Source organism: Streptomyces katrae (assembly GCF_002028425.1).
In the GTDB taxonomy this organism is placed as follows: Bacteria; Actinomycetota; Actinomycetes; order Streptomycetales; family Streptomycetaceae; genus Streptomyces; species Streptomyces katrae_A.
In genome coordinates this window covers 2,819,585-2,845,883 of the sequence record NZ_CP020042.1, presented here as the reverse complement: position 1 = coordinate 2,845,883, position 26,299 = coordinate 2,819,585, and the positions used below count along the sequence as shown (strand labels likewise).

24 protein-coding genes and 1 tRNA gene are annotated in these 26,299 nt (G+C 74.4%); 15 read left to right on the top strand and 10 right to left on the bottom strand.

Going from position 1 to position 26,299, the window contains the following annotated elements:
* Position 1 precedes the first annotated feature (1 nt).
* The 4 genes from B4U46_RS12795 to B4U46_RS12775 all read left to right on the top strand — a co-directional run bounded on the left by B4U46_RS12795 (position 2) and on the right by B4U46_RS12775 (position 2,265).
* The gene (locus tag B4U46_RS12795; RefSeq protein ID WP_079427051.1) at positions 2-850 is read left to right on the top strand and encodes a helix-turn-helix domain-containing protein; all 849 of its coding nucleotides are present in this window, start codon (positions 2-4) and stop codon (positions 848-850) included.
* 297 nt (positions 851-1,147) lie between these two features.
* Positions 1,148-1,369, top strand: coding sequence for a hypothetical protein (locus tag B4U46_RS12785; protein ID WP_079427049.1), 222 nt, complete (start codon positions 1,148-1,150; stop codon positions 1,367-1,369).
* Positions 1,370-1,507: 138 nt separating this feature from the next.
* Entirely contained in the window at positions 1,508-1,762 is a 255-nt protein-coding gene (locus tag B4U46_RS12780) for a hypothetical protein (protein ID WP_079427047.1), read from the top strand.
* Between the two features lie 71 nt (positions 1,763-1,833).
* Positions 1,834-2,265: a hypothetical protein gene (locus B4U46_RS12775; protein WP_079427045.1), complete on the top strand. Its 432-nt coding sequence runs from the start codon at positions 1,834-1,836 to the stop codon at positions 2,263-2,265.
* A gap of 92 nt (positions 2,266-2,357) precedes the next feature.
* Here B4U46_RS12775 and B4U46_RS12770 read toward each other — a convergent pair whose 3' ends face one another.
* The 4 genes from B4U46_RS12770 to B4U46_RS12755 all read right to left on the bottom strand — a co-directional run bounded on the left by B4U46_RS12770 (position 2,358) and on the right by B4U46_RS12755 (position 7,179).
* On the bottom strand, positions 2,358-3,383 hold the full coding sequence (locus B4U46_RS12770; protein ID WP_079427044.1) for a WxL protein peptidoglycan domain-containing protein: 1,026 nt from the start codon (positions 3,381-3,383) through the stop codon (positions 2,358-2,360).
* 90 nt (positions 3,384-3,473) lie between these two features.
* Positions 3,474-4,769 (bottom strand): hypothetical protein, encoded by a 1,296-nt coding sequence (locus B4U46_RS12765; RefSeq protein WP_237292832.1) that lies wholly within the window; start codon positions 4,767-4,769, stop codon positions 3,474-3,476.
* Between the two features lie 208 nt (positions 4,770-4,977).
* Positions 4,978-6,174, bottom strand: a complete 1,197-nt coding sequence (locus tag B4U46_RS12760) for a S8 family peptidase (protein WP_237292829.1) — start codon at positions 6,172-6,174, stop codon at positions 4,978-4,980.
* 303 nt (positions 6,175-6,477) lie between these two features.
* On the bottom strand, positions 6,478-7,179 hold the full coding sequence (locus B4U46_RS12755; protein ID WP_100863631.1) for a 4'-phosphopantetheinyl transferase family protein: 702 nt from the start codon (positions 7,177-7,179) through the stop codon (positions 6,478-6,480).
* Positions 7,180-7,261: 82 nt separating this feature from the next.
* Between B4U46_RS12755 and B4U46_RS12750 the strand changes: the two genes are divergently transcribed.
* Positions 7,262-8,032 carry an alpha/beta fold hydrolase gene (locus tag B4U46_RS12750; protein ID WP_079427038.1) on the top strand — a complete coding sequence of 257 codons (771 nt, stop codon included), beginning with the start codon at positions 7,262-7,264 and terminating at the stop codon, positions 8,030-8,032.
* A gap of 4 nt (positions 8,033-8,036) precedes the next feature.
* Here the strand turns inward: B4U46_RS12750 and B4U46_RS12745 are convergent, their stop codons facing one another.
* The gene (locus B4U46_RS12745) at positions 8,037-8,579 is read right to left on the bottom strand and encodes a hypothetical protein (RefSeq protein WP_079427036.1); all 543 of its coding nucleotides are present in this window, start codon (positions 8,577-8,579) and stop codon (positions 8,037-8,039) included.
* 243 nt (positions 8,580-8,822) lie between these two features.
* Between B4U46_RS12745 and B4U46_RS12740 the strand changes: the two genes are divergently transcribed.
* Positions 8,823-9,338: a phospholipase gene (locus B4U46_RS12740; protein WP_079427034.1), complete on the top strand. Its 516-nt coding sequence runs from the start codon at positions 8,823-8,825 to the stop codon at positions 9,336-9,338.
* 124 nt (positions 9,339-9,462) lie between these two features.
* On the opposite strand, the gene B4U46_RS12735 is transcribed toward B4U46_RS12740, so the two are convergent.
* Positions 9,463-9,535, bottom strand: a tRNA-Arg gene (locus B4U46_RS12735).
* 330 nt (positions 9,536-9,865) lie between these two features.
* On the opposite strand from B4U46_RS12735, the gene B4U46_RS12730 reads away from it, so the two are divergent.
* The 8 genes from B4U46_RS12730 (at position 9,866) to B4U46_RS12695 (ending at position 20,558) form a co-directional block, all read left to right on the top strand.
* On the top strand, positions 9,866-11,476 hold the full coding sequence (locus tag B4U46_RS12730) for a dynamin family protein (protein ID WP_398898489.1): 1,611 nt from the start codon (positions 9,866-9,868) through the stop codon (positions 11,474-11,476).
* A 4-nt stretch (positions 11,477-11,480) separates the two neighbouring features.
* On the top strand, positions 11,481-13,553 hold the full coding sequence (locus B4U46_RS12725) for a GTPase (RefSeq protein ID WP_079427030.1): 2,073 nt from the start codon (positions 11,481-11,483) through the stop codon (positions 13,551-13,553).
* Between the two features lie 101 nt (positions 13,554-13,654).
* Positions 13,655-14,062, top strand: a complete 408-nt coding sequence (locus B4U46_RS12720) for a single-stranded DNA-binding protein (protein WP_079427028.1) — start codon at positions 13,655-13,657, stop codon at positions 14,060-14,062.
* A 332-nt stretch (positions 14,063-14,394) separates the two neighbouring features.
* Positions 14,395-15,585, top strand: a complete 1,191-nt coding sequence (locus tag B4U46_RS12715; RefSeq protein ID WP_237292827.1) for a TQXA domain-containing protein — start codon at positions 14,395-14,397, stop codon at positions 15,583-15,585.
* Positions 15,586-15,634: 49 nt separating this feature from the next.
* Positions 15,635-17,452: a bifunctional phosphatase PAP2/diacylglycerol kinase family protein gene (locus tag B4U46_RS12710; protein WP_079427024.1), complete on the top strand. Its 1,818-nt coding sequence runs from the start codon at positions 15,635-15,637 to the stop codon at positions 17,450-17,452.
* Between the two features lie 230 nt (positions 17,453-17,682).
* The gene (gene ettA / locus B4U46_RS12705; protein ID WP_079427022.1) at positions 17,683-19,347 is read left to right on the top strand and encodes an energy-dependent translational throttle protein EttA; all 1,665 of its coding nucleotides are present in this window, start codon (positions 17,683-17,685) and stop codon (positions 19,345-19,347) included.
* A 9-nt stretch (positions 19,348-19,356) separates the two neighbouring features.
* A complete protein-coding gene (locus tag B4U46_RS12700; RefSeq protein WP_079427020.1) occupies positions 19,357-19,836 on the top strand; it encodes an acyl-CoA thioesterase in 480 nt (159 codons plus the stop codon).
* Positions 19,833-20,558, top strand: coding sequence for a hypothetical protein (locus tag B4U46_RS12695; RefSeq protein WP_079427018.1), 726 nt, complete (start codon positions 19,833-19,835; stop codon positions 20,556-20,558). Before B4U46_RS12700 ends, B4U46_RS12695 begins: the two co-directional genes overlap by 4 nt.
* 73 nt (positions 20,559-20,631) lie before the next feature.
* On the opposite strand, the gene B4U46_RS12690 is transcribed toward B4U46_RS12695, so the two are convergent.
* Positions 20,632-21,036 carry a globin gene (locus tag B4U46_RS12690; RefSeq protein ID WP_042818584.1) on the bottom strand — a complete coding sequence of 135 codons (405 nt, stop codon included), beginning with the start codon at positions 21,034-21,036 and terminating at the stop codon, positions 20,632-20,634.
* 110 nt (positions 21,037-21,146) lie between these two features.
* Between B4U46_RS12690 and B4U46_RS12685 the strand changes: the two genes are divergently transcribed.
* Entirely contained in the window at positions 21,147-22,181 is a 1,035-nt protein-coding gene (locus B4U46_RS12685) for a methyltransferase domain-containing protein (protein WP_167747584.1), read from the top strand.
* Between the two features lie 34 nt (positions 22,182-22,215).
* Here the strand turns inward: B4U46_RS12685 and B4U46_RS12680 are convergent, their stop codons facing one another.
* From B4U46_RS12680 to B4U46_RS12670, 3 genes are all read right to left on the bottom strand, one after another.
* The gene (locus B4U46_RS12680) at positions 22,216-23,238 is read right to left on the bottom strand and encodes an FHA domain-containing protein (RefSeq protein WP_079427016.1); all 1,023 of its coding nucleotides are present in this window, start codon (positions 23,236-23,238) and stop codon (positions 22,216-22,218) included.
* Between the two features lie 46 nt (positions 23,239-23,284).
* A complete protein-coding gene (locus tag B4U46_RS12675) occupies positions 23,285-24,610 on the bottom strand; it encodes a vWA domain-containing protein (RefSeq protein ID WP_079427014.1) in 1,326 nt (441 codons plus the stop codon).
* A gap of 89 nt (positions 24,611-24,699) precedes the next feature.
* The gene (locus B4U46_RS12670; RefSeq protein ID WP_079431722.1) at positions 24,700-26,298 is read right to left on the bottom strand and encodes a protein phosphatase 2C domain-containing protein; all 1,599 of its coding nucleotides are present in this window, start codon (positions 26,296-26,298) and stop codon (positions 24,700-24,702) included.
* Position 26,299: the final 1 nt, after the last annotated feature.

Sequence of the window (26,299 nt, the reverse complement as noted above, 5' to 3'; positions counted from 1 at the left end):
CATGCCCACGTCTCCGTTCTCCAGTGCCCAGGCCGCGCGCAAGGCCGTCGCCGTCCGCCTCCAGGGGCTGATGAAAGATGCTGGGCTTTCGGGGCATGAGTTGGCCGTCCGGTGCGGTTGGCACCGCGCGAAGTCGTCCCGCATCGCGAGGGGCATCACGCCGCCCTCGGACGCGGACATCCGCGCATGGTGCGCGGCCTGCGGAGCCGAAGATCAGGCTGCGGACATAATCGCCGCGTCCCGGAACGCCGAGTCGATGTACGTCGAGTGGAAGCAGATCCACCGCGACGGGATGCGCCGCGTCCACGAGAGGACCGTGCCGCTCTACCAGCGGACCCGCTCCTTTCGCGTCTACGCGTCGAACGTCGTGCCGGGGATGCTCCAGACCGCCGGATACGCCACAGGGCTCTTGAAGGGCATCACGCGATTCCAGGGCACCCCCGACGACGTGGCCGACGCCGTACAAGCCCGACTCAACCGCTCCCGGGTGATCAGAGAAGGGGACCACCGCTTCGCGCTGCTCCTCGAAGAGACAGTTCTCTACTACCTGGTGTGTGGGCCCGAAGCGATGGCGGAGCAGCTGGAAGCGCTTCTGGCCGTGATGAGCCGGCCGAACGTGTCCCTCGGGATCATCCCCAAGACGGCGCGTCGGACCGTGTGGCCCTTGGAAGCCTTCTACGCCTTCGATGATCAACAGGTGGCCGTCGAGACGCTGACGGCAGAGATCAACCTGACCACGCCCGGCGAGATCAAGACCTACCTACGGGCCTTCTCCGACCTGGCCAAGACAGCGGTCCACGGCGCCCCAGCCCGAGCCCTCATCAGGGAAGCGGTAACCGCACTCGGGTGAAGCCGTGCAACAGCGTGCAACAACGTGGCCCGGTAACCAGCCCGCTCCCTACGGTCAATTCATCGACCTCGGAAGCAACTGGGAGGGGCACAGCGTGACGATGGCGGAACGCAAGAGGTGGCAGGAAGACCCGGTCACGCTCCCGTTGCGGATGGAGCCCCGCCCGAGCCCGGTAGCCGGGTGTCCCGAGTGCGCGCGTCTGGATAGGCTCCGCAGGGCCGCGGGGATGGAGCAGGACGCCACCACCGTGGCCGACTGCAACATCCTCCTGCGGATGCACGACACCGGACACGGCTGATGGAGATGCAGACCTGGCGAGAGGCCCGCGACCGGGCCACAGACGCCACCGAGTCCATACGGGCAGCCTTGGCCGCACTCGGCCTCTCCGAGTCCGTGTGGTGCAGCGTGCGGCCCTCTGTGACGCACACCGGCAGGGCCTACGTGGACCTCGGCAGGCTCCCCGCCGACGTGGTCGAGCAGATCGCCGAAGCGCTCCGGCACCCCGTCGCTTCCCACTGACTCCCGCCCCTGCGGGGGCGGGCCCCCAACCGCGCAAGCGAGGGGAGGTGAAGCAATGACCGACCCCGGCGACAAGCCCGGAGAAGGCGGAGGCCAGTTCCCGCCTCCGCCCGCAGCCTCGACACCCGCCAGTTCGACATGACCCCGTCGGACGTGGTGGACCCCGGCTGGCACTCGTTCGTCCTTCACACGCAGGCGTACGCCGCCTGGTGTGACGAACAGTTCGGGTTCTTCCTCGGCCACGAGCCCAAGGCCACCGTCCGCACCCGTCCCCTGATCGGCTCCGTCGTGGAACGCGTCCGGGCCGCCGGGTTCTTCGTGGACGACCGGCTGTGGGGTGCCGCGAAGGAGTGCAACCCGCCGGCCTGCTGCGGTGACGGTGACGGCTGCTGACCCACCCGTGAACGGAGCGGTCCGGGCGTGGCTAAGGCGCCCGGACCGTCACAGACCCAAGGGTTCCATCAATGAGCAGCAATGACGAGGGCCTCACCGCAACCGGCAGGGTCACCGTGTTCACCATGTTCGGGGTGGTCTTCGGGTACGCCACCCACCACCTTGACGCGCGGCAGATCGGAGACGTGGCCGTCGTCGGGCCGCTGACGCCCGGGGTCGAGTGGCCGCGCCTGTGGCAGATGGCCCGAACCTGCGGCAAACCGACCGCCAAGGACGCCGAGCTTGCGGAGTGGATCCTGACACAGGCCACCCGAGCGTTCGTCTGTGGCAGTGACCGCATCGCCCAGTTCGACCGGCAGGGGTGGAAGCTGGAACCGGGTGGGAAGCGCGTCAGCTTCGACGCGACATACGCCAACCGCGATTACCTCTGGACCGGGAACATGACCGTGGAAGGCCTCACACCGGAGCAGGTGGTCGATCAGCCCACCATCTATCACGCCTAGATCGTCGTTGCGCGACAGGCGGTCCTGGGTCGAGACACCGAGACAGGCCCCCCGGCCAACCCTCACCGGCCGGGGGTTCCGGCCGTCCGCGGTCAGCGTGCCGCCGCCAGGTCCGGGGCGGGGGCCGGGCCGGGGAGGGCGGTCCGGCGGCGCCGGCGCAGCACCAGGAGGGCGATGCCGGTCCCGGCCGACAGGAGGAGCGCGCCCGCCGCGGGCCAGGGCACGGCCAGGAAGTCCGTACCGGCCTCGGAGCGCACGTCCGGGTAGGCGGCGGCGCTCGCCGTGACCTTGACGGCCACCCGGTCCAACTGGGGGGAGTCCGGCCAGGGTTCCCTCAAGGTGATCCGCTGGCCGGGCAGCAGGGCCGGCTGGGGTCCGCGGGCGGCCCGGTCCAGCAGCCGGCGCCCGAACAGGCCGCGCGCGGACACCGCCACCTTCGGCTCGACCACCACGTTGCCCCGGTTGACCAGGGTGTAGGTGATGGTGGCGCGGGCGTCCTTCGTCCAGGGCAGCAGCGGGGCCCCGCGGCGGACCCTGACGTCCTCCACGCTCAGGGCCGGGGTCAGCGGGCCGGGCACCCTCAGGTAGAGCCGGGCGCCCACCTGGCGACGCACCCCGACCTGGACCTTGCCCTCCTTCGTGATCCCCTCGACGGCCGTGTTCAGCGCGACGATCCCGCCCACGTGGTCGCCCGGGGAGGCGTCCTGGGGGACCTTGACGGTGAAGGGGATGTCCTTGCGGCCCTTGGGCGGGACGGTGACGGTGCCCGCCGTCTCGGGCGGCAGCGCGATCCACGTCCCGACGTCCTTGGGCCGGGTCTCGGCGGGGAGCAGGGCGAAGGCCCCGCCCGAGGGGGTGTTCACGGCGTCGGTGGCGAAGACCCGGAAGGTGAGCTCCTTGTCGGAGGAGTTCAGGAGCGTCACGCTGTCGCTGACCGAGGCCCCGGCGGCGCCCTGGTGGAAGAAGTACGCCCGGTCGGTCATCGCCGCCCCGGCCGGGGGCGTCGGGAACACGCCCCAGGTGCCGTTGTCCGCGGCCGCGGCGGGGACGGCGGGGAGCAGCAGCAGCGCGCACAGGCCGGACAGGAGCGTGCGCAGGACGGTCGTGCGCAGGCGCATGGGCGGTCTTCTCCAGGGTCGCGGCGGGAAAGCGGGAGCGTGGTGCGGCGCCGGGGCGCCGCACCACCGGGGTCGGGCCGGGCGGGACGGTCAGGCGATCGAGAAGGTCACGACCGACCGGTAGGTGTCGGCGAACATGAACGGCGGCAGCTGGAGCATCGCCGCGCCGCCCACGGCGAACTCGCCGCCGGTCAGCTCGTCACCGCCGGCCGCCTGCGAGGCGACCTTCATCGGGGTCTCCGTGATCGCGCCCGGCGCGCCCGCGGAGCAGGTGCTGGGGCTGTCGGGGTTGGTCACCGTGCAGGACGGCTGGATGCCGAGCTGCGCCTTGGCCATGGCGTGGCCCGTCGTCTCGTTCAGGAACGGTGTACGGGTCGCCGTCACGTCCCAGCCGAGGGTGCCGCCGCGGAAGTCCTGGACGGTCGCGGCGTTGAACGCGCCGAACACCGACTGGGCCTTGCCGTTGATGGTCACCGAGCCGAAGCTGACGGCGGGCTGGCCGTCCTTCGGGCCGAGGGCCAGCGGCCCGGGCAGCACCTCGACGTCCACCGGGTTCTTGACGCCGGCCTGCTCCTCGACGAACACGAAGGGCTTGGCCGGCGGGACCGAGCCGTCGATCTTGATGGCGTCGGCCTTCTTCGTGACGGTGATGTTGCAGGTGGCGGCGCCGGAGGCGTCGGCGGTGCCGGTGCCGGTGTCACCGGTGGCGGCGCCCGCGAGGAGGGCGGAGCAGGTGACCGGGCCGGCCGGGAAGTTGGCGCCGGTGGCGACGACGGCCGTACCCGCCTTGCCGCTGTTGGGCGTCAGCCTGGTGGTGACCGGGTCCTTGGGGAGGGCTTCGACGGCGATCGAGCCGACGGAGGCGCTGGGGCGCGGGTCGGGGGTGCAGGTGGTGGTGTAGACCGTGCCGCCGAGGTCGGCGTCGGTGACCACCTGGTCGATGGTGATCTGGACGGTGGTGCCCTCGCTGCCGTCCGGGATCTTGACCGTGCCGGAGAAGGCGGGCGGGTCGGACTTCTTGTTCGCTTCCTGGTGGCTGGGGACGGCGGGGCTGGTGACCGTCTGGGCGACCCCGCCGACGAGCAGCTTCGCCTTGATGGTGTTCACCGTGTCGATGGTGAACATCGGGATGACGGGGGTCTCGCCCGGGTCGATGGTGATCGGTACGGTCTCGCCCGCCTTGGCGGTGTCCGGCACCGTGATCGTGTAGTCCTGGCTGCCGTTCGCGCCCGGCTGCGGGGCGGGGGCGACGCACTTCACGGGGACGGGAGTGGTCTTGGTCGCGGCCTGCGCCGGCCCGGTCAGGGCCACGACGCCGCCCGTCAGGGCCAGGGACAGGGCGCCCGCCCCGGCCAGCACTCTTCGTTTGAGCGTTCTCGAACTCACTGGGTCGCGACTCCTTCGTCATGACGAACCCTCCCCCCACCCGCTGTGTGGGGGAGGCCGAGCCGGTGCGGATGGCCGTCATTGACGCGTCGCGGTGCAGAGAAGTCAATGGATTGCCCGGGTGCGAAGCACACAGACATTGATGTCCCATCAGACCCGGTCGGACGGGACATCGGATACCGACCGGTCGGTGACCGGCGGCCCGGGCTCAGGGCCCCTTCGGTACCTGGAGGAGCAGGTTCGGGGTGCCGGCGGGCAGGTCCGTGATCAGGCCCGGGGCGGCGTCGCGGACCAGGGCCGCACGGACCTGCTCGGGGGAGTGCACCGTGCCGCCGGCCAGGAGCAGGGCGGCGGCGCCCGCGGCGTGCGGGGCGGCCATGGAGGTGCCGGTGGCCCGGGCGAGGGCCGTCGTGGACCCCTTCCAGGCGGAGACGACGGCCACGCCCGGCGCCGAGAGGTCCACGCAGGGGCCGTGGTTGGAGAAGGACGGGTGGTGGTCGGCCGCGTCGGTGGCGGCGACGGTGAGGGCCTGCGGCACGCCGGAGGGGGAGCCGTTGCAGGCGTCGCGGCCCTCGTTGCCGGCGGCCACGGTGACGGTGATCCCGTAGGCGGCGGCGCGGATGACGGCGGCGTCCATGGAGTGGCTGCGGGAGCCGCCCAGGCTCATGTTGGCGACGGCGGGACGCAGCGGGAAGCCGCCGCGGACGACGTCCTTCACCATCCAGTCGAGGCCGCGCAGGATGTGCGACAGCCGCGCGTCGCCCCGGCAGTCGGCCACCTTCACCCCGACCAGGGAGACCCCCTTCGCGACCCCGTAGGTGGCCCCGCCGACGGTGGCCGCGACGTGCGTGCCGTGGCCGTTGCAGTCGGCGGAGCCCTCCATCCACAGCGCGTTGTAGCCGGTGCGGGCGCGGCCGCCGAACTCCTGGTGGAGGGTGTTGATCCCGGTGTCGACCACGTAGACCGTGATGCCCGCGCCGGTGGTGGGGTAGGCGTACGAGCCGTCGAGGGGCAGCGCGCGCTGGTCGAGCCGGTCGAGGTGCCAGGGCGCCTGCGGCTGGCTCCCGGGGGTGCCGGCGGCGGAGTCGGAGATCCGGTACACCGTGTCCGGCTCGACGGAGGCCACCCGGGGGTCGGCGGCCAGCGCGGCGGCCCGGGCCGCGGTGGTGGTCACGGCGAACCCGCTGAGCGCGGTGTCGTAGACCGCGTCCACCCGGTCACCGGCCTCCGTCGCCTCGGCGGCCAGGGCACGGGCCGGGGCGCGGGCGGCGGCGTCCTTGAGGACGACGACGTAGGGCGCGGTGGGCGTATCGGCGCCGGCGGCGTGTGCGGCGGGCTGCGGGGGCAGCACGGTGGCCGCCGCCAGCAGGGCTGCGGCCGGGAGGAGCGCGGTCATCACGGTCATGCGCCCGATGCTCGGCCCGCCCCGCCGCCGCCGCGCGGAGGGTGCGCCGACTGGCCGCACGACACACCCCCAACCCGGGCGCGCCGCCACCCCCGCGCCCCCCGCCCCGGGGCCCCGCCATCGTGGGGCCGCCCGCCGGGCGGAGCCAGGCCGGGCGGGATTCCGCCCCCGGGATCCGGCATGCCGGAGGCTGCGCCTGTACCCGCCCGTCCGGTCGTCCGTCCGGCTGGGCGGACGCCGGCGGCGGGCCTACTACCCGTCAGGCCGTGCGTCTGCCAGGCCGCCGGTCAGGCCCTGCGCCCGTCAGGGCGTGCGCAGGGCCAGTGCGGCGGCGTAGGCGGGGGGTGCCGTGAGGTCCCTCAGGGTCCAGCCCGGCACTCGGGCGGGGGTGGGAGCCGCGCCGACGTACGGCTCGACCAGGCCGTTGGCGAGGCCCGCCCCGGTGGCCTTGAGGCAGGCCTCCTTGCGGGACCACACCCGGGCCAGCGCCGCCCGCCGCTCTTCCTCCGGCAGGGCGGTGATCTCGGCCGCCTCCGCCGGGTGCAGGCTGCTCAGGACGTCGGCCACCGCCCCCGCGTTGGGCAGCCCCTCCACGTCCACGCCCACCGGCACCGCTGCGAAGGCGAAGTACGCCAGGCCGTGGCTGTGGGACAGGGAGAAGTGGACCCCGCCCCCGGCCACCGCGGGCCGGCCGTGCGGGCCGCCGCAGTTCAGGCAGTCCTCACGGACGAAGCGGACCTCCTCGGGGGCCCTCCCCAGGTACGCGCCGAGCAGCACCCGCAGCCCCAGGTGCGAGGCCAGGTAGGTGCGCCGGTCGCCGGACCGCACCAGACGGCCCGCCCGCTTCCGCTCGTCGGCGTCCAGCAACGCCTCGGCCTCTTCGGCCTCGTGGCCGCCGATCACCCCGCGCGTGGTGTCCAGCGACCACACCGCCACCCGGGAACCCGTCGGGAGGCCCCCGGTCCGCGGTGCCGTACCGCCGAGTTGGTTCAGTTCCTCGATCACCTCACGAGAGTAGTGGGGGTGGTCGGTGTCCCGGTTAACCTCGTGCTCGATATCACCGTGGACAACTGGGGGGAAACACACCGTGCGCAGTGCCGTCGTGACGCCGGAAGGCGACCGGATCCGCTGGGTCGAACTCCCGGGAGAGGAGCCGGCCCGCGTCTACCTGCACGGCCTCGGCGCCACCGCCCCCGCCTACTTCGCGGCGAGTGCCGTCCACCCGAGACTGGCCGGGCGGCGCTCGCTGCTGCTCGACTTCCTCGGGCACGGGCACAGCGACCGGCCCGAGGCCTTCCCGTACACCCTCGAAGCGCACGCCGACACCGTGGCGCAGGCGCTCACCGCCGCCGGCGTCGGCGCGGCCGAGGTGATCGCCCACAGCATGGGCGGCGCGGTGGCCATCGTGCTGGCCGCCCGGCACCCGGGGCTGGTCTCCCGCCTCGTCCTGGCCGACGCCAACCTCGACCCCCTCCCGCCCACTCCGGGCACGGCCGGCAGCAGCGGGATCGCCTCCTACACGGAGGAGGAGTTCCTGGCCGGCGGCTGGGCCGAGGTCCGCGACCGGGTCGGCGCCCACTGGTGGTCGACCATGCGGATGGCGGGCCGCACCGGGCTGTACCGCAGCGCCGTGCACCTCGCCGCCGGTACGACGCCGACCATGCGCGAGCTGCTGCTGGAGCTGAAGGTCCCGCGCAGCTTCCTCCACCCGGAGGCGGACGGTGCCCCCGCCGGGGCCGAGGCCCTGGAGGCCGCCGGGGTCGCCGTCGTCCCCGTCCCCGACTGCGGGCACAACATCATGCTGGACAATCCCGAGGGCTTCGCGCGGGCCGCGGCCGAGGCGCTCGTACGGGACTGATCCGTCAGCGGCGCACGGCCGGGACGGCCCCGGAGCCGGGGCCGGCCGGTGTGCCCTCCGGTATTCGGGACCCCGGAGAGGGCGTTCCGTCGGTCCAGGCGTAGACCTTCTTGCCGCGCACCGACACCTGGTACTGGTAGCGGTCGCGGCACTCGGGCCGCTCCTCGGACCGGATGTCGCGCGGCCACCAGCGGGCGCCCAGCCGGGGGCCGCCCGCCTGCTTCGGGGGCTCCGCCGGGCACTGCGGTCCGTCGAGGGGCGTCTTTCCGAGGGTGAACCGGATGAGCCGGGCCTTGCCGTCGGCGCGGGCCTGGATCCGTATGTCGGTGGCGTCCCTCGGCATCCAGCTGGGCAGCGCCAGGGTCCGGTCCGCCCGGGTGTGCGCCTCGGCGGCGCCGGCGGTCGCGAAGTGCCGGCCCTTCTCCTTGAAGAACCGGTCGTTGAGGGCGTTGGTGAGCGGGTTGGGCGGGAGGTTGGGCAGCGCGAAGGCCGCGGTGGCGAGGGCTCCCACGATGGCTGCGGCGATGACGAGCGGACGGCGGTTCATACCGACAAGTGTTCGCGGCGGAGGCAGTGCGCGCGTCCCTCCCCGGTATCAACTTCGGCTCTGCCGGAAGTCGCACACGGACTCATACCTGAGAGTGGTCCCGGGCGCGGTCAACCCGCCGCGGGCAGGAACGCCCGGGGCCGGGCCGCGTTATAGGGGCAGCCCCGGTCAACTCCCGGTGCGGCGAAGGCCCTCACCACCGAAGCGGCCGTCGCCCGCCGCCGCGCCCCCGCAGGAACGCCCATGCGCCGCCGCCCCCTTCCCCTCCCCGCGCGCCCCTTCCCCGCTGTCGCACCGGCTGTCACGGCCGCCCTGCTCCTCCTCGCCTCCCCCGCTTCCGCGGTCCCGGCGGTCCCGGCGGACAAGCCGCAGGTACTGAGCCGCTGGACGCAGACCGCCGCGGCCAGCCAGGACGCCTGGCTCGGGGCGCGCGCGCACCCGGCCGACTGGGCCGCGTACGGGTTCGACTGGTCGACGGACTACTGCACGACCTCCCCGGACAACCCCTTCGGCTTCCCCTTCCGCGCCGCGTGCGCCCGCCACGACTTCGGCTACCGCAACTACCGCGCGGCGGGAGCGTTCCAGGCCAACAAGTCCCGGCTGGACGCCGCCTTCCACGCGGACCTCGAACGGGTCTGCGCGCGGTACTCGGGTGCGAGAAAGGCCTCCTGCGACGGCACGGCCTGGACCTACTACCAGGCGGTCAGGGCCTTCGGAGCCACCGGGGAAACCGGCCCGGCGCAGTCGACGGCGCCCTGAGCCGCCCATCCGGGCGACGGCCGTTTTGCGCCTGCAAGGATCCGGTCGGGTGATTTTTCGCCAGCCGTGGACGGCGTCCTGTAGGGACGCCGGGCAGGGCTCCTCGGCGAAGAGGGAAGAAGAGTGCCCCCGGCAGGACTCGAACCTGCGGCCAAGCGCTTAGAAGGCGCCTGCTCTATCCACTGAGCTACGGGGGCCGGTGGTGACCGTGGTGGCCTGGAGCCCCTTGGTGGGGGTGGGACTGCGGTCGTGCCGGGTCAAGGATAGGGCTCCGGTTGCCTTGTCCCGGTTGCTTCCCTCGCGTGCCACGTTGTGGAGGTTCGGTGAAGCGGTCCCGATAATCGCAGGCAGGTGCGATTCTCGCACCGCTTTTGCGCCGCGGCGGCCTCGGTGTTGTGCACTCGTTATGCCTGCGTCCCACTCGTCCTCCGTGTCCATGATGTCCCACAGGAGTCGCGGTCGGCGCGCAGAGGGCGTATAAGCTTCAAAAATGGTCCTAAATTGGGCATTCTTCGCATGTGGTGACCTTGGATGTTCGGCCTCAGCTGCTCGATGCCCTGTCCGCCCTGCGCGACCGGGTCGCGTCCGTGCGTCTGCCGCTGCCCCTGCCCGGCGCCCCGCGCGCCCGCCAGACCAGAGCCGAGCTGCTCGCGCAGCTCGACGACTACCTCGTACCCCGGCTCAAGGCGCCCGAGGCGCCGATGCTCGCCGTCATCGGCGGATCCACCGGAGCCGGTAAGTCCACCCTCGTCAACTCCCTCGTCGGCCGCAAGGTCAGCGAAGCCGGAGTGCTGCGCCCCACCACCCGCACCCCGGTGCTCGTCTGCCACCCGGACGACCACCACTGGTTCGCCGGAATGCGGGTCCTGCCCGACCTCATGCGCGTATGGGCACCCCAGGACGAGGAGGACCCGCTCCCCACCCGCAAGGGCCGCCCGCCCGGAACGCGCCGCGGCGCCCCGACCCGCGAACTGCGGATCGAGACCGTCTCCACCCTCCCGCGCGGCCTCGCCCTCCTCGACGCCCCGGACATCGACTCCCTCGTCGTCGAGAACCGGACCCTCGCCGCCCAGCTGATCTGCGCCGCCGACGTCTGGGTCATGGTCACCACCGCATCGCGGTACGCCGACGCCATCCCCTGGCACCTGCTGCGCACCGCCAAGCAGTACAACGCCACCCTGATCATCGTCCTGGACCGCGTCCCGCACCAGGTGCTCGCCGACGTCTCACGCCAGTACGGGGCGCTGCTCACCCGGGCCGGGCTGGGCGACGTACCACGGTTCACGGTGCCGGAGCTGCCCGAGTCGGCCGGCGGCGGCGGACTGCTGCCCGCCAGCGCCGTCGCCCCGCTGCTCGCCTGGCTCGGCCACCACGTCCAGGACCCGGCCGCCCGGCAGTACGCCGTCGGCCGCACCGCACTCGGCGCGCTCGACTCCCTCCGGCGCCGCATGCCCGAGCTGGCCTCCGCCGTCGCCGCCCAGCACGCCGCCGCCGTCCGGCTGACCTCGGCCGTCGAGGAGGCGTACAAGAGGGAGGGCAAGCGGGTGCAGGGCCGCCTCGACAGCGGCGCGGTCCTCGCCGGGGACGCCCTCACCCGCTGGCGCGGTTACCCCCTCGACACCAGCGCCGACGAACTCCTCGACTCCCTCGCCGAATCCCTCGCCGCGCTGCTCCAGTGCGCCGTCGCCGCCGCCGACGAGCGCATCGCCGAGGTGTGGCGCCGCGAACCGGCCGCCGGGGCGCTCCCGCTGCCCGGACCCGACCGGGAGGCGGCGGAACGTATCGGCATGGCCGTACGGCGCTGGCGGCGCGTACTGGAGGAACTCGCCGAGGAGGAGGTCGCCAAGCTCGACAAGCAGCCCGAACCCGACCCCGACGGCATCGCCGCCCTGCTCGTCGCCGCCCTCCTCGGCGGCAAACGGGCCCGCCCAGCAGGGGAGAAGCTGGCCGAACGGATCGGTGTCCAGGCCGCCGTACGTCTGCGCGACCGGGGCGGGGAACTGGTCAGCGACCACCTCGACCAGGTCCTGCGCGCCGAACGGGACCGCCGCCTCGCCCCGCTCCAGGCGCTCGAAGTGACCCCGGAACCACAGGCCGAGCTGATCGCGGCGCTGTCCGTACTGCAGAAGGAGAGGTGAGGGGGTGACCGCCTTGACCGACCGTGACCGCGATCGGGCCGGAGACCGTGACCACGTCCGCGACCAGGCCGGGGACGGGGTGCGCCTGCGCGACCGGGCCGGTGACCGCGACCGGGCGGGTGCCCGCGACCGCTCCGCCGGCACCGGCGCCGACCCCGAGCGCACGGACGGCCGTACCGGCGACCGCGCCGCCGAACGGGCGGCCGACCGCTGGGACGACGGGTTCATCGCCCGCTCGCGCTCCCGGACCACCCGCAAGGGGGGTTTCGGAAGGGCCCGTTCAGGCGGAGCCGAGGACGAACTCGCCGCCGAGGGGCTGGACGAGGAGGCGGACGCGGGCGAAGAAGCCCTCGTCCGCGCCGTCTCCGGCGCCGGGAGCGACGGCGGCAAGGCCCCCGCGCCCCCGCTCAGCCCCGAGGCCCAGGCCCTGCGCAGCCGCCTCGACGCGCTGCGCCAGCTGGTCGGACTCTCCCGCACCCGCCTCGACGGAAAGACCCTCGCCGAAGCCGGCCGGGTCCTCGACGAGGCGGCCGCACGCCGGGGTCTGTCCGCCCAGCACACCGTCGTCGCCGTTGCCGGAGCCACCGGAAGCGGCAAGTCCACGCTCTTCAACGCACTCGCAGGAGTGCAGATCTCCGAGACCGGGCTGCGCCGTCCGACCACCGCCGCGCCGATCGCCTGCAGCTGGTCGGACGGAGCCGCGGGACTGCTGGACCGGCTGGAGATCCCCGGACGGCTGCGCCGCCGCCCCCGCGAGACCCCCGAAGCCGAGGCGCTGCGCGGGATGGTCCTCGTCGACCTGCCCGACCTGGACTCGGCGCTCGGCGTGCACCGCGAACACGTCGACCGGGTGCTGGCCCTGGTCGACGCCGTGATCTGGGTGGTCGACCCGGAGAAGTACGCGGACGCCGTCCTGCACGAGCGGTACCTGAGACCGCTGGCCGGGCACGCGGAGGTGACGTTCGTCGTCCTGAACCAGGTGGACCGGCTCCCCGGAGAGGCGGCCGACCTGGTCCTGGACGACCTGCGCAGGCTTCTCGACGAGGACGGCATCGCGCTCGGCGAGCACGGCGAGCCCGGCGCCACCGTCCTCGGACTGTCCGCCCTGACGGGTGAAGGGGTCGGGGAACTGCGCGAGCTGCTGGGACAGTTCACCCAGGAGAAGGGCGCCGCGACCCGGCGGATCGCCGCCGACGTCGACCGGGCCGCCACTCGCCTGCGCCCGCTGTACGTGGCCGACAGGCACAACGGACCCTCCGGGCCCGAGATCGGCGAGGCGGCGCGCGCCGAGTTCGAGGACCGGCTGGCCGAGGCCGTCGGGGCGTACGCGGCCGGCCTCGCCGCCGAACGGGCCTGGCGGCGCAACGCCGGTAAGGCCTGCGGCACGCCCTGGCTGCGGCTGTGGCGCTGGTACGAGAGCCGGCGCGCCCCCCGTTCGCTGGCCGGCCTGTCCGCCCTGGCGGTGATCGGCCGCTCCACGACGCCCGCCGCGGCCATGCCCGCCGAGGAGGAGGTGACCGCCCGGCAGCGGGTGGAGCAGGCCGTGCGGACCGTCGCGGACGAGGCGGCCGTCGGGCTGCCCGAGCCCTGGGCGCAGGCCGTACGGGAGACCGCGGTGCGCGGGGCCGCCCTGCTGCCGGAGGCCCTGGACGAGCTGGCCGTGACCCTCGGCGCGGCCGTTCCGGCGCCCGGGGCGAAGCCGCCGCGGCCCGCCTGGTGGCCGGCTGCGGTACTGGCGCAGGCCGCGATGACGCTGGTGCAGATCTTCGGCGGGCTGTGGCTGGTCGGGCAGATCGCCGGGGTCCTGGAGCCGAAGCTGCTGCCGCCCGTGCTGTTCATGGTGGCGGGCATCGTCGGTGGGCCGCTGGTGGAGTGGGCCTGTTCGATGGCGGCCCGCGGACCTGCGCGCAGGTACGGGCAGGACGCCGAGCGGAGGCTGCGTCAGGCGGCGGCCGGCTGCGGACGGGCCCGGGTGCTGGAGCCGGTGGCGGCCGAGCTGCTGCGCTACCGGGAGGTCCGGGAGCAGTACGCGGCCGTCTCCGCAGGGGGGACGAGGTTGTCCACAACCCGCCAGTAGTCCACAGGCCGCAGCGGCCGGCCGGGGGGCCGGGCCAGCATGGTCGTACCTCGTGCGGACGGTCCGCGCGAGCCGTACGGAATGCGGGGAGGGCGGTCGGGATGAACGACACCCTGGTGACGCTGGTGGGGCACGTGGCGACGCAGATCGACTTCAAGGAGACGGTGACCGGACCGTCGGCGAGGTTCCGTTTCGCGGTGACCCCGCGGTACTTCGACCGGCGGACCGAGGCCTGGACGGACGGGACCACCAGCTTCTACACCGTGTGGGCGCGACGGGTGCTGGCGGTGAACCTGGCGAGTTCCGTCTCGGTGGGGGAACCCCTCGTGGTGCACGGGCGGTTGAGGGTCCGGGAAGGGCCGCCGGACGGCGAAGGGACCCGCTGGTTTTCGGCGGACATCGACGCGATCGCCGTCGGACACGACCTGAACCGCGGAACTGCGGCCTTCCGCAGGGTGGTCAAGACGGATACCCCGCTGATGGGCCCTCAGAAGGCGGGGGTGGTCTAAGTGTTCGATGAGGCTAGGATTCCCCGGTACTCACGGGTGCCTGGGTCTTTGGGCCGAAGGGGAAGACTGTGTCGATTGCTGTTCCCGCGTCCTGCGGGTCCTCCGAGTCCCGCGCCGCGTCCACGGACGGACCGGCCTCCGCCGCGGGCGCCTCGCCGGTGGTTCCGCTTACGGGCCTGTCCGCTGCTTCCGCCGCTTCCGCGGGCCCTGTTCCCGTTCCCCGTCCGCTTTCCGGCTGCCGTCCGGTTCCCGAACCCCGCGCGGGTACGGGCGTGGGTGACGTGCCGCCTGCTGCCGGCGGCGGGGCTGCTTCCGCCGCCGTGGGGAGCGCGGTGCGGGGTGCCGCGCGACGCCCGCTGGCGGTGGCCCTGCTGGCCGCCGCCCTCACCGCCGCCCCGGGCGCCCGTGCCTCGGCCGACTCCGAGCAGGCGGCGGCCAGTGCGGCGGCCGGCGGTGCGAGCGCCGTGCTCGACGGGCTGAAGACGTATGGCCAGGCGGTCCTGCACGCACGGGACGGCTCGGTCCGGCAGATCCGGGCCGGTCTGTACGAGATGCGGGTCGACGGCGGCGGAATGCTCCAGACGTACGGGGTCGGCGTCGCGGGCAACGCGCAGCCGCAGGCCCACTACACCGAGAGCGGCTGGGGCGGCAGCCCCCTCGCCGCCAACGCCGAGGCGGGCGGCCGGATCCGCTGGGTGCTGGAGCACTCCTACCCGCAACTCAACGACCTGGCCGGGCTGGCGAAGGCGGCCGGGGCCGGAGTGCTGACGGCGGAGAGCGCGGCCGCCGGGACCCAGGTGGCGATCTGGCGGCTGGCGGACGGAGCCCAGGTCGAGGCCACCGACCAGGCGGCCGAGATGCTGGCCGACTACCTCCAGCGGGAGGCGGGCCGGCTGCCGGAGCCACCGGCCTCGCTGGGGCTCGATCCCGGCCGCGTCTCCGGTCCGGTGGCGGGGCCCACCGGCAGCCGGCTCGGCCCCGTCACGGTCCGCACCGGGGCGCAGAGCGTGTCCGTCACCCCGGACGCGGCGGCCGTGGCCATGGGGGTGCGGGTGGTCGACGCCGACGGGCAGCCGGTGACCTCCGCGGCCGACGGCGCCCGCCTGTACTTCGAGGTGCCCTCCGGCACCCCCGACGGGACGGCCTCGGTCACCGTGCAGGGCTCGACCAAGGTGCCCGTCGGGCGGGTCTTCACCAGCGGGATCCCGGACGAGGCGCAGGTCGTGGCCGGCTCCAGCGAGTCCGCGGCGACCGCCACCGCCACGGCGGTCTGGCCGCAGCCGCCGGCCGGCCCGGCCGGGAAGGTGGGCACCCTGGCCGGCAGCGCCGAGGTGATCCCGACCGGCACCGCCGGTCCGCAGGCGCAGTCGCCGGACGAGGAGCGGCTGGCCGTCAGCGGCAGCTCCGCGGCCACCCCGGTGATCGCCTCGCTGGCGGTGGGCCTGGTGGTGCTGGGCGGCATGGTCGTCCTGCTGCTGCGCAAGCGGCCGCTGGAAGGAGAGGAAGGGGAAATGGAGGGCTGAACGAGGGGCGGGGTGCTTCACGACGGCGGACCCCGGGTAAGCGCGGGAAATGGCAGACCATGATCAGCGACTGACCTGGCGGGGCACCGCCGCGCAATGGGACCGGCGGCTGTTCGACGCCGTGGCGCGCCGGCACTGGCCCGCGGCCGAGCGGGCCCTGCCCGCGCTGGGGCGGGCCGCCAACCACGGGGTGCTGTGGGGCGGGATCGCGGCGGCGCTCACCGCCCTCGGGGCGCCGCGCACGCGCCGGGCCGCGCTGCGGGCGGCCGCCTCGCTCGCGCTGGCCTCCGCGACCGTCAACTCCGTCGGCAAGTGGTCCGTCCGCAGGCCGCGGCCGCTGATGGAGGGGGTGCCGCTGGTGCGGCGGCCGGCCGTGGCGCCGTGGACCACCTCCTTCCCGTCCGGGCACTCGGCCTCCGCCTTCGCCTTCACGGCGGGGCTGGCGCTGGAGTCCCCGGTGTGGGGGGCCGCGGTGGCGCCCCTGGCCGCGTCGGTGGCGTTCTCCCGGGTCTACACCGGGGTGCACTACCCGTCGGACGTGGCGGCGGGGGCCCTGCTCGGGGTGGCGGCGGGGTTCGCCGTGCGCGAGCTCGCGCGGGGCGTGCAGCAGGCGCGGGCCGTCCCGGGCGACGAACGGCCGGCGGCCGGTGTGCCCGCGCTGCCGGACGGGGCCGGGCTCACGGTGGTGGTGAACACCGGCGCGGGCACGGCCGGAGCCGCGGCGCTCGACGCCCTGCGGGACCGGCTGCCGAAGGCGGAGATCGTGGAGTGCGGGGGCGAGGAGCTCGCGGCGGAGCTGTCGGCCGCCGCGGCCCGGTCGGCCGTGCTCGGGGTCTGCGGGGGCGACGGCACGGTCAACGCCGCCGCGACCGCCGCGCTGCGGGCCGGGGTGCCGCTGGCGGTGTTCCCCGGGGGCACCCTGAACCACTTCGCCCTCGACCTCGGCCTCACCGGCCCGGAGGACACCTGCCGGGCGGTGGCCGGGGGCCAGGCCGTCCGCGTGGCCGTGGGCCGCTTCACCCCCACCGGTACGCCGCCGCCCACCCGGCCCCGCCCCACCGGCCCCGGGGCGACCACCCCCGACACCACCCCGCCCCCGGCCTCGGGCCCGGCCGTGGCCCCGGCCCCCGGTGCCGGGCCGGCGTCGGGTTCAGGGTCCGGTGCCATCCCGGCCGCGGTGTCGGGTCCGGCCGTGGCCCCGGCCTCCGGTGCCGAGCCGGCGTCGGAAGCCGGGGCGGCGTCGGGTTCGGGGTCCGGTGCCATCCCGGCCGCGGTGTCGGGCCCGGCCGTGGCCCCGGTCTCCGGCCGGGGTTCCGGTGGGGTCCCGGCGTCGGGGGCCGGCTCGTCGGGGGCGGCGGTCTCCGGGGGCGGGGAAGGCGGGTACTTCCTGAACACCTTCAGCTTCGGGGTCTACCCCGAGCTGCTGCGCCACCGGCTGCGCTGGGCGCCCAGGATCGGCGGCGGGCCCGCCGCGGTCGCGGCCGCCTGGCGGGTGCTGCGCGCCGAGCGGCCCGTACGGCTGACGCTGGCCGGGCGGCCCCGCAGCGCCTGGCTGCTCTTCGCCGGCAACGGCACCTACCAGGGCTCCGGACCCACGCCCCGCCGCCGCGACGGTCTCGGCGAGGGCCTGCTCGACCTGCGACTGGTCCACGGCGGCGGCCGCCCCGGCCCCCGCCTGCTGGCCGCCGCCCTCGCCGGGCCGCTGACCCGTTCCCCGGCGCACGTGGCCATCCGCGTACGCCGCCTGCACATCGAGGACATCCCGCCGGGCACCCCCTTCGCCTACGACGGCGAATACGCCCAGGCCCCGCCCGCCCTCGTCCTCGACGCCCTCCCCGACGCCCTCGCCGTCTACCGCCCCCGCTGACCGCCCGGGCCGGCCCCGGCCCGCGCCGCCCGGCGCGGCCCGGGCCGTATCTCGTCGGACCGGCTCTCCCGTGCTGCTGCCGCCTCCGAGGGTGCGGACGGGACCGGAACGGGCCGCCCCGGCGGTGAGCCGCAGATCAGGGCCCTGACCATATGCGTTTCCCCCGAGGGATGGACGTACGGCAGTATGGGGTGTATCTGCCCACCCATCGATCTGCCGGACGGTTTCTCTTGGCTGAGTTCATCTACACCATGCGCAAGACGCGCAAGGCCCACGGCGACAAGGTGATCCTCGACGACGTGTTCCTGAACTTCCTGCCGGGGGCGAAGATCGGCGTGGTCGGCCCGAACGGCGCCGGCAAGTCGACCGTCCTGAAGATCATGGCGGGCATCGAGCAGCCGTCCAACGGCGACGCCTTCCTGTCGCCCGGCTACTCCGTCGGCATCCTCATGCAGGAGCCCAAGCTCGACGAGTCCAAGACGGTCCTGGAGAACGTCGAGGACGGCGTCGGCGAGATCAAGCAGAAGCTCAACCGGTTCAACGCGATCGCCGAGGAAATGGCGACGAACTACACCGACGAGCTGATGGAGGAGATGGGCAAGCTCCAGGACGACCTGGACCACGCCAACGCGTGGGACCTCGACGCCCAGCTGGAGCAGGCCATGGACGCCCTGGGCTGCCCGCCCGGCGACTGGCCGGTCACCAACCTCTCCGGTGGTGAGAAGCGCCGCGTGGCCCTCTGCAAGCTGCTGCTGGAGGCCCCCGACCTGCTGCTCCTCGACGAGCCCACCAACCACCTCGACGCCGAGTCCGTGAACTGGCTGGAGCAGCACCTGGCCCAGTACAAGGGTGCCGTCGTGGCCGTCACCCACGACCGCTACTTCCTCGACAACGTCGCCGAGTGGATCCTCGAGCTCGACCGCGGCCGCGCCCACCCGTACGAGGGCAACTACTCCACCTACCTGGAGAAGAAGTCCGAGCGCCTCAAGGTCGAGGGCAAGAAGGACGAGAAGCGCGCCAAGCGCCTCAAGGAAGAGCTGGAGTGGGTCCGCTCCAACGCCAAGGGCCGCCAGGCCAAGTCCAAGGCCCGTCTCGCCCGCTACGAGGAGATGGCGGCCGAGGCCGACAAGATGCGGAAGCTGGACTTCGAGGAGATCCAGATCCCGCCGGGCCCGCGCCTGGGCTCGATCGTCGTCGAGGTCAACAACCTCTCCAAGGCCTTCGGTGACAAGGTCCTCATCGACGACCTGTCCTTCACGCTGCCGCGCAACGGCATCGTCGGCGTCATCGGTCCGAACGGCGCGGGCAAGACCACGCTGTTCAAGATGATCCAGGGCCTGGAGACCCCGGACTCCGGCGACATCAAGGTCGGCGACACCGTCAAGATCTCCTACGTCGACCAGGGCCGCGCCAACATCGACCCCAAGAAGACCCTCTGGGCGGTCGTGTCGGACGAGCTGGACTACATCAACGTCGGCAACGTCGAGATGCCGTCCCGCGCGTACGTCAGCGCCTTCGGCTTCAAGGGCCCGGACCAGCAGAAGCCGGCCGGTGTGCTCTCCGGCGGTGAGCGCAACCGCCTGAACCTCGCGCTCACCCTCAAGCAGGGCGGCAACCTGCTGCTCCTCGACGAGCCCACCAACGACCTCGACGTCGAGACCCTGGGCTCCCTGGAGAACGCGCTGCTCGAGTTCCCCGGCGCGGCCGTGGTCGTCTCCCACGACCGCTGGTTCCTGGACCGAGTGGCCACGCACATCCTGGCGTACGAGGGCGACTCGAAGTGGTTCTGGTTCGAGGGCAACTTCGAGTCCTACGAGAAGAACAAGGTCGAGCGGCTCGGCCCGGACGCCACGCGTCCGCACCGTGCCACCTACAAGAAGCTCACCCGGGGCTAGGTCGCGCACATGGCCAGACACCACTACCGGTGCCCGCTGCGCTGGGCGGACATGGATGCCTTCGGGCACGTCAACAACGTGGTCTTCCTCCGCTACCTGGAGGAGGCGCGCATCGACTTCATGTTCCGCCTGGCGCCCGGTGAGGGCAGCGAGTCCTTCACGGGCGGCTCCGTCGTGGCCCGTCACGAGATCGACTACAAGCTCCCGCTCGTGCACCGGCACGAGCCGGTGCTCATCGAATCCTGGGTGACCCGGATAGGGGCCGCCTCCCTGACCATCCGCTACGAGGTCAAGGACGAGGCGACCGAGGACGCACCCGAGACGGTCTACGTCCGGGCCGAGACGGTCGTCGTGCCCTACAACCTCGCCGAGGGGCGGCCCCGCCGCATCACGGACGAGGAGCGGGTCTTCCTCCAGGAGTACCTGGAGGAGCCCGCGAGCCGGGTCGCCGGCCGCCCCAAGGGCGCGGAAGGGCGCCTGGCGGCATGACCGAGCAGCTGCACTTCGCAGACTCCGGGGAGGCGGCGGACCTCGCCGCCTTCCTGGGCCGGCTGGTGCACTACGACCGTGCCGCCGCGGTCCGCCTGCAGGCGCGGGCGGGCGGCGGCGCGCTCGCCGTCTTCGGACGGCCGCCGTCCTTCGACGTCCTCGCCGTCCGCGCGGTGCGGCTCGCCGCGCCCCTCGCGACGCCGCTGGACGTGACCGTGTCGGCGGGCGAGCTGCTGGAGTCCGTCGACGAGGCAGGCGCCGGGGCCCGGGTGCCGGGCGCCGTCACCGGCCCGCCCTGGACGGGCGTCCTGCCGCCCCAGGGCGGCTGGCGGCCCGTACCCGGACTGCCCCGGCCCGAGGCGGTACGGGCGGCCCTGGCCGCGGCCGTCGCCGAGTTCCGGGCCCGGGACGAGGCCCTGCCCCCGCAGCACCGCACCCGCTCCGAGCGCGACCGCATCGGCCGCGAGATCTGGTCGCGGACGCTCGGCGACACCGAACTCCCGCTGCGCGCCGCCCACGCCGCTCAGTCCCTGGGCTTCCTGCGGCCCGTACGCGCCACCGTGCCGGCCCCCGCGCCCGGCGGCGCCTCCGCGGCCCCCGCCCCGGTGGCGTTGTTCGCCTCCGGCGGCTGGCTGCGGCTGAGCACCCCGTACGGGTCCGTCGCGACCCGCCGGCCCGGACCGGGCGGCGGGCTCGGCGCCCTCCAGGTACGCCCGCTCTAGGGCCTGTCGTCCTCTAGGGCCTGTCGTCCTCTAGTGCCCGCGGCCCCGGGCCGCGGGCACACGCGGATGCCGGCTAGCCGGCCGTGTTGATCATCGAGGCGGCCGCGTACGTCAGGTACCGCCACAGCTGCGCCTCGTGCTCCGGCGCCAGGCCCAGCTCGTCCAGGGCCTCCCGCATGTGCTTCAGCCACGCGTCGTGCGCGGCGGAGTCCACCTGGAACGGGGCGTGCCGCATGCGCAGGCGCGGGTGCCCGCGGTTCTCGCTGTAGGTGCCCGGGCCGCCCCAGTACTGCATCAGGAACAGCGCGAACCGCTCCTCGGCGGGCCCGAGGTCCCCCTCCGGGTACATCGGACGCAGCAGCGGGTCTTCCGCGACACCCTGGTAGAAGCGGTGGACCAGACGGCGGAAGGTCGCCTCGCCGCCCACCTGCTCGAAGAAGGTCGTCTCCTGGACGTTGCTCTGCGGATCGTCATTCACCCGACCATCGTCTCAGACACCCGGACGGAGGACCCCGGTCCTAGGACCGCCCGCCGCCACCGGATCCGGGAGGGCTCGCATGCGGCGGCCGCCCGCCGCACAGTGGAGACATGGGCACGGGCGGCAAGGGCGGAGCACACGCGGCACGGACCCCGCGGGGGCCGGAGGAGCCGGTCCGCGATCTGCGGGAGATCGCGCACGCCGCCCAGGTGCGGGAGCTCACCGCCGCCGGGGTGCTGGAGGACCCGGCCTGGCGGGCCGCCTTCGCGGCCGTGCCCCGGCACCTGTTCGTGCCGTACTTCTGGACCGGCCGTGGAGCCGGCCACGAGCGGCTGTGGGCCGAGGACCCCGACCCCGAGCACCGGGCCCGCTGGCTGCGCGGGGTCTACACCGACGCCCCGCTCGCGACCCGGCTGCGGGACGGCGAGCTGGTCTCCTCCAGCAGCCAGCCCTCCCTGATGGCGAAGATGCTGGAGGCGCTGCAGGTGCGCGGCGGGGACGACGTGCTGGAGATCGGCACGGGCACCGGCTACAACGCGGCCCTGCTCTGCCACCGGCTCGGCGAGGAGCACGTCACCACGGTGGACCTGGACGAGGAGATCACCGAGTCGGCACGGGCGCACCTGGCGCTGCTCGGCTACCGGCCCACCGTCGTCACCGGGGACGGGGCGCGCGGCTGCCCCTCCCGCGCCCCCTTCGACCGGATCCTGGTCACCTGCACCCTGCCGCTGATCCCGCACGCCTGGCTCGGCCAGTGCCGGCCCGGGGCGCGGATCCTGGCCCCGCTGTCGACCGGGCTGATCGCGCTCACGGTCCGCGACGCCGACTTCGCGGAGGGCCGCTTCCTGCACACCTCCGCCTACTTCGTCCCGCTGCGCGGGGCCACGGCCGGGCCTCCGCTGCCCGGGGCGGGCGGTCCGCTGCACGGGGTCCCGTACGAGCTGGTGGAGAACGAACGCTTCCAGTTCCTGCTGATCCTGACCGCGGGCGTGCTGCGCCCCCGGGAGGCGCTGGACCTGTGGCGCGGCGAGGGCCGCCCGGCCCGCGAGCGGTTCGGGGTCACGGTCACCGCCGAGGGGCAGTGGGCCTGGCTCGACGACCCCCAGGGGCCCTACGTGTGGCCCCTGGGGGAGGGCGCCGGCTAGGGCGTCGGCTAGGGCGCCGGCCAGGGGTGTCCGGTCAGCCGCGCCGGATGGTGATGGTGGTCCAGGCGCCCAGGTGGACCCGGTCGCCGTCGGCGAGGGGGACCGGGACGTAGGGCTGGATCGGCTCCTCGCCCATGTTGACGGTGGTGCCGTTGGTGGAGTTCTGGTCCACCACCGCCCAGCTGAGGTCGGGCTGCTGGACGAGCACCGCATGGCTGTGCGAGACGCCGGGGTCCTCCGGCGGCACCGACAGGTCGATGTCCGGGGACTCGCCCGTCGAGGCGCGGCGGCGGCCGATGGTGATCTGGCCTCCGGAGAGCGGAAGGTGCAACTCCGGGGAGTAGGCGGGCAGGTTGAGCCCGGCCGCCTCCGGCCCGCTGCGCTGCATCATCGCCATGAAGTACGAGCGGTCCGGGGCGATCGTCGCCGTCCAGGAGCCGCCGCCGGACTGCTCCGGAACGGGCGCGGCGGGGTATTCCGCGCCGGGCGCCACCGGATGCTCCTGCTGGACGGGCTGCTGGACCGGCGCCGGTGCCACGGGCGGGGGCGGCGGCGGGGCCACCGCGACCGGCGGGGCGGGCGGCTCCGGGGCGGCGGGCGGCGGCAGCAGCCAGTCGTCGTCGTCCTGGAGCGGCTCGGCCGGGCGGTTGACCCGGGAGGGCCGGGAGCCCTGGTACTCGAAGTGGTCCTGGGAGTAAACCGGCTGGGGCGGGAGCGGCGGCGGCGGGGGCGGCGGGGTCCCGCCGGTCACCGGGGCCGCCAGGGCCTGCGCACCCGTACCGGCCGGACCCGCGTCGGGGGCGGACGGCGGCGGGGCGTACGGGTTCGCCGTCCGCGTCAGGAAGTTGTACCGGCACTCCTCGCAGAACGGGGCCATGGCCTCGCGCGGGGTCTTGCACTGCGGGCACAGCTCCGCCTGGGCGGTGGGCTCACCGGTGGTGGGAGGGTAGGCGTAGGAGGCGGCCGCAGGGGGGCCCGCCGGGGCAGCCATCCGGTGGCCGCAGACCTCGCACCAGTCGTCGGAGGCGGACTGGTGCCCGTTCGGACAGGTCGGCATCGCGGCGCTTCCCCCTTCTCCCTGCGTCATCGCCGCAGGCGTCTACTCAGGTCTTCTTCACTCGGACGGTCTGTGTCGAACGGGTTTCAAGGGTCATCTCGTCGGCATCGGCGACCTTGGCTTTCAGGCGCACAGTACCCGCCGCCGCGTCGACGACGTCCACCACCTTGGAGAGCAGTCTGGCGGTGTCCGCGTTCCCGGAGGCGCTCGCCAACTGCACGGCACGGCCGAGTTTGGCCGTGGCGCCGTCGACATCGCCCATTTTGCGGGCATGCAGGCCCTGTTGGATAGCCTGCGCGAGCTCCGCCTGCCCCGTGTAGTGCGCCACCTGCGGGCTGATCGCGGTCGACGCGGCGAGGTCGTTCGTCCACACCGCCCGGACCAGCCCCTGGGCGACCGGGGAGCCCGGCCCGCCGGCCGGCCCCGGCAGGACGAGCGAGGCGCGGGCGGCCAGCATCTCCTGGCCGACGGAGGCGTCCGGCACCCGTACGCACAGGTGGTAGTCGCGCGACTCGTCACCCCAGGAGCCCGTCGGATAGTCCCCGGCCCGCGGCCCCGCCTCGGTACGGCGGCCGGTGAGGTCCTGGACGGACGGCGAGACCTGCTTGACGTAAAGGATCTCCGCCCCGACCGGGGTCCACACGCGCAGCGCGACGTCCGCGACCTCCTTGCCCATGACCTTCTCCATCATGAGCGTGAAGTCCTCGGCGAGACGGGCCGGATCGGCGACGATGTCGGCGGAGCCCAGCAGGGCGCTCGCGATTCCCGTCACCTCCTTGACCTCCCAGTCCGTCCCCACCCCGCGCGCGTCGCAGGTGAAGCGGCCGGCGCAGGCCTCGAGGGTGGCGCGCAGTACGGCCGGGTCCTCGTGCTCGTTGCGGCCGTCGGTCAGCAGGATGCCGTGCCGGATGGCGGCCGGGGAGCGGCGCAGCAGACCGTCCGCCAGCCGCAGCCAGGTGCCGATGGCGGTGCCGCCGCCCGCGCTCAGGCCGCGCAGGGCCTCCTTGGCCCGCGCCCGGGTGGTCGCGTCGGCGGTGGCGAGGAGGCCCTGGCCGGGATAGACCTCGCGGGCCTCGTGGGTGCCGGCGATCACGGCGAAGGCCGTGCCGTCGCGCAGGGTGTCGATCGCGGCGGCGGTGGCCTCGCGGGCACCGCGCATCTTCTGCGGCGGGTGGTCCATCGAGCCGGAGCAGTCGACCATGATCACCACGGCCGCGTCCTGCCCGAGCGCCCGCCCGGCGGTGGCGATGGCGCCGCCGCTGGAGGTGACCGTCACGATGGCGTGGACGTCCCGACCGCCCTCGGGCAGGAACTCGTTCTGGTACACCTCCATGCTGAAGCGCGGGGCGCGCGGCTTGGCGAAGTTCGCCATCGGGGTGACTCCTCGGGGGCTGTCGGGGCGGAGCGGACGGACCCGGGCGGGGCGGACGGGCCGGGGCTGGGCGGACGGGCCGGGGCGGTTCAGGCCAGGGGGCGCGGCGGCTCGGTCCGGGACGCCGTCCCCGCTTCCGCTCCGGCCTCCGCCACGCCCGCCGTCCCCGGTTCCGCTCCGGGTTCCGGCGGCGCGGCGGTGAACGGCACCACGGCGACGGTGATGTTGTCGTGCCCGCCACCGTCGAGGGCGTGGCCGACCAGCACCTGGGCGCAGTGCAGGGGCCGTTCGGCGGCGTCGGGGGGCAGGATGCGGGCCATGTCGACGGCGGACTCGGCGTAGTTCCACAGGCCGTCGGTGCAGACGACGACCACGCCGGGGTGGTCGGGTCTGAAGCTCGCGGTGTGCGGGTCGAGGTCGTACGCGTCGGCCCCGAGCCAGCCGGTGATGGCGTGTGCCCGGACGTCGGCGTAGGCCTCGGCCTCGCCCATCAGACCCGCCGCGACCATCTGCGCGGCCCAGGAGTCGTCCTCGGTGAGCCGGCGGGGCGCCGCCGCACGGTCGTCGGGGACCCAGTAGGCCCGGCTGTCGCCGACCCAGCCGATGGTCAGCACGCCGCTGCTGACGACGGCCCCGACCAGGGTGCAGGCGGGGGCGTTCTGAGCGCCGGGGGGCTGCGGGGCGAGGGCGCTCACCGCGGCGCCCGCCGCGAGGATCGCCTCGTGCATGGCCTCCGCCGGGTGTGCGCCCCGGGGCAGGGCATCGAGCAGGGCCTCGCTGGCCGCGCCAGCGGCGGCGGCCGAAGCGTCGTCGGGGCGGCTGGCGGAGGAGACGCCGTCGCAGACGATGGCGACGGTCGCGGCGGAGCCGTCGGGCATGGCCGTGGCCGCCACCGCGAAGGAGTCCTCGTTGCGGTGGTGGCGCAGCCCCCGGTCACTGACGGCGGCGACGCTGCACAGCTCCTCCTCCACGTGGTCCCGCTCCCGCGGCTGGGCGTGACCGCAGTGCTCGCAGTAGCCGTCGGTGTCCACGTACCCGGACCGGCAGGCGACGCAGGTCCGCCCGCCGCCGCTCCCCTGCGGGGCGCAGGCGTGGGGGTCCTCGTGCGGGTCCTCCTGCGGGTCCGGCGAGGGGGCCCGGCCGTACGGGGCGTCAGCCCCGGGTGCGCCGGCGGCGAGCGGGGCATCGTGCGGGTTCGCCTGCGGCGCGGCGCCGTGGGCCTCCTCGGGCGCCGCCCCCCGGGGCCGGCCGTGGTCGGCGTCGTCCGCGCTGCCGTACGGGACCGCGCCCCACGGGGTGTCGGCGGGGGACGCGGGGGCGGTACCGGAGGCGACCGTGGAACCGGGGGGCACAGGGGTGCCCTCCCATCCGGGCGCCGGCACCCCGACGGCGGACCCGAAGCCCGGGGCGGCGGTCGTGGCGTACGCGCCCGCTTCGGCCGGGCGCGCGGCATCCGCTCCGCGGCCTGGGTGCCCCGAAGCGGCGGCCGCGCCCGCCCACGCCGGGGACTCTCCGGCCGCCGGGCCGGGTACGAACCCGCCGCCCGGGTCCGGGTCCGGCAGGGTCGGGGTGCGGTCCGGGGGAGCGGGCGGGGCGGAGAGGGCGTATCCGCACACCCCGCAGAAACGGTCACCCTCCTCCAGGGGCTCCGCGCAGCTGGGGCAGCCCGACAGCCGATGCATCGACATC

Coding starts and splice junctions, on each gene's coding strand:
- B4U46_RS12795 (WP_079427051.1), top strand. CDS start 2: ATGCCCACGTCTCCGTTCTCCAGTGCCCAGGCCGCGCGCAAGGCCGTC.
- B4U46_RS12785 (WP_079427049.1), top strand. CDS start 1,148: ATGGAGATGCAGACCTGGCGAGAGGCCCGCGACCGGGCCACAGACGCC.
- B4U46_RS12780 (WP_079427047.1), top strand. CDS start 1,508: ATGACCCCGTCGGACGTGGTGGACCCCGGCTGGCACTCGTTCGTCCTT.
- B4U46_RS12775 (WP_079427045.1), top strand. CDS start 1,834: ATGAGCAGCAATGACGAGGGCCTCACCGCAACCGGCAGGGTCACCGTG.
- B4U46_RS12770 (WP_079427044.1), bottom strand. CDS start 3,383: ATGCGCCTGCGCACGACCGTCCTGCGCACGCTCCTGTCCGGCCTGTGC.
- B4U46_RS12760 (WP_237292829.1), bottom strand. CDS start 6,174: ATGACCGTGATGACCGCGCTCCTCCCGGCCGCAGCCCTGCTGGCGGCG.
- B4U46_RS12745 (WP_079427036.1), bottom strand. CDS start 8,579: ATGAACCGCCGTCCGCTCGTCATCGCCGCAGCCATCGTGGGAGCCCTC.
- B4U46_RS12740 (WP_079427034.1), top strand. CDS start 8,823: ATGCGCCGCCGCCCCCTTCCCCTCCCCGCGCGCCCCTTCCCCGCTGTC.
- B4U46_RS12720 (WP_079427028.1), top strand. CDS start 13,655: ATGAACGACACCCTGGTGACGCTGGTGGGGCACGTGGCGACGCAGATC.
- B4U46_RS12710 (WP_079427024.1), top strand. CDS start 15,635: ATGGCAGACCATGATCAGCGACTGACCTGGCGGGGCACCGCCGCGCAA.
- B4U46_RS12700 (WP_079427020.1), top strand. CDS start 19,357: ATGGCCAGACACCACTACCGGTGCCCGCTGCGCTGGGCGGACATGGAT.
- B4U46_RS12695 (WP_079427018.1), top strand. CDS start 19,833: ATGACCGAGCAGCTGCACTTCGCAGACTCCGGGGAGGCGGCGGACCTC.
- B4U46_RS12685 (WP_167747584.1), top strand. CDS start 21,147: ATGGGCACGGGCGGCAAGGGCGGAGCACACGCGGCACGGACCCCGCGG.
- B4U46_RS12680 (WP_079427016.1), bottom strand. CDS start 23,238: ATGCCGACCTGTCCGAACGGGCACCAGTCCGCCTCCGACGACTGGTGC.
- B4U46_RS12675 (WP_079427014.1), bottom strand. CDS start 24,610: ATGGCGAACTTCGCCAAGCCGCGCGCCCCGCGCTTCAGCATGGAGGTG.
- B4U46_RS12670 (WP_079431722.1), bottom strand. CDS start 26,298: ATGTCGATGCATCGGCTGTCGGGCTGCCCCAGCTGCGCGGAGCCCCTG.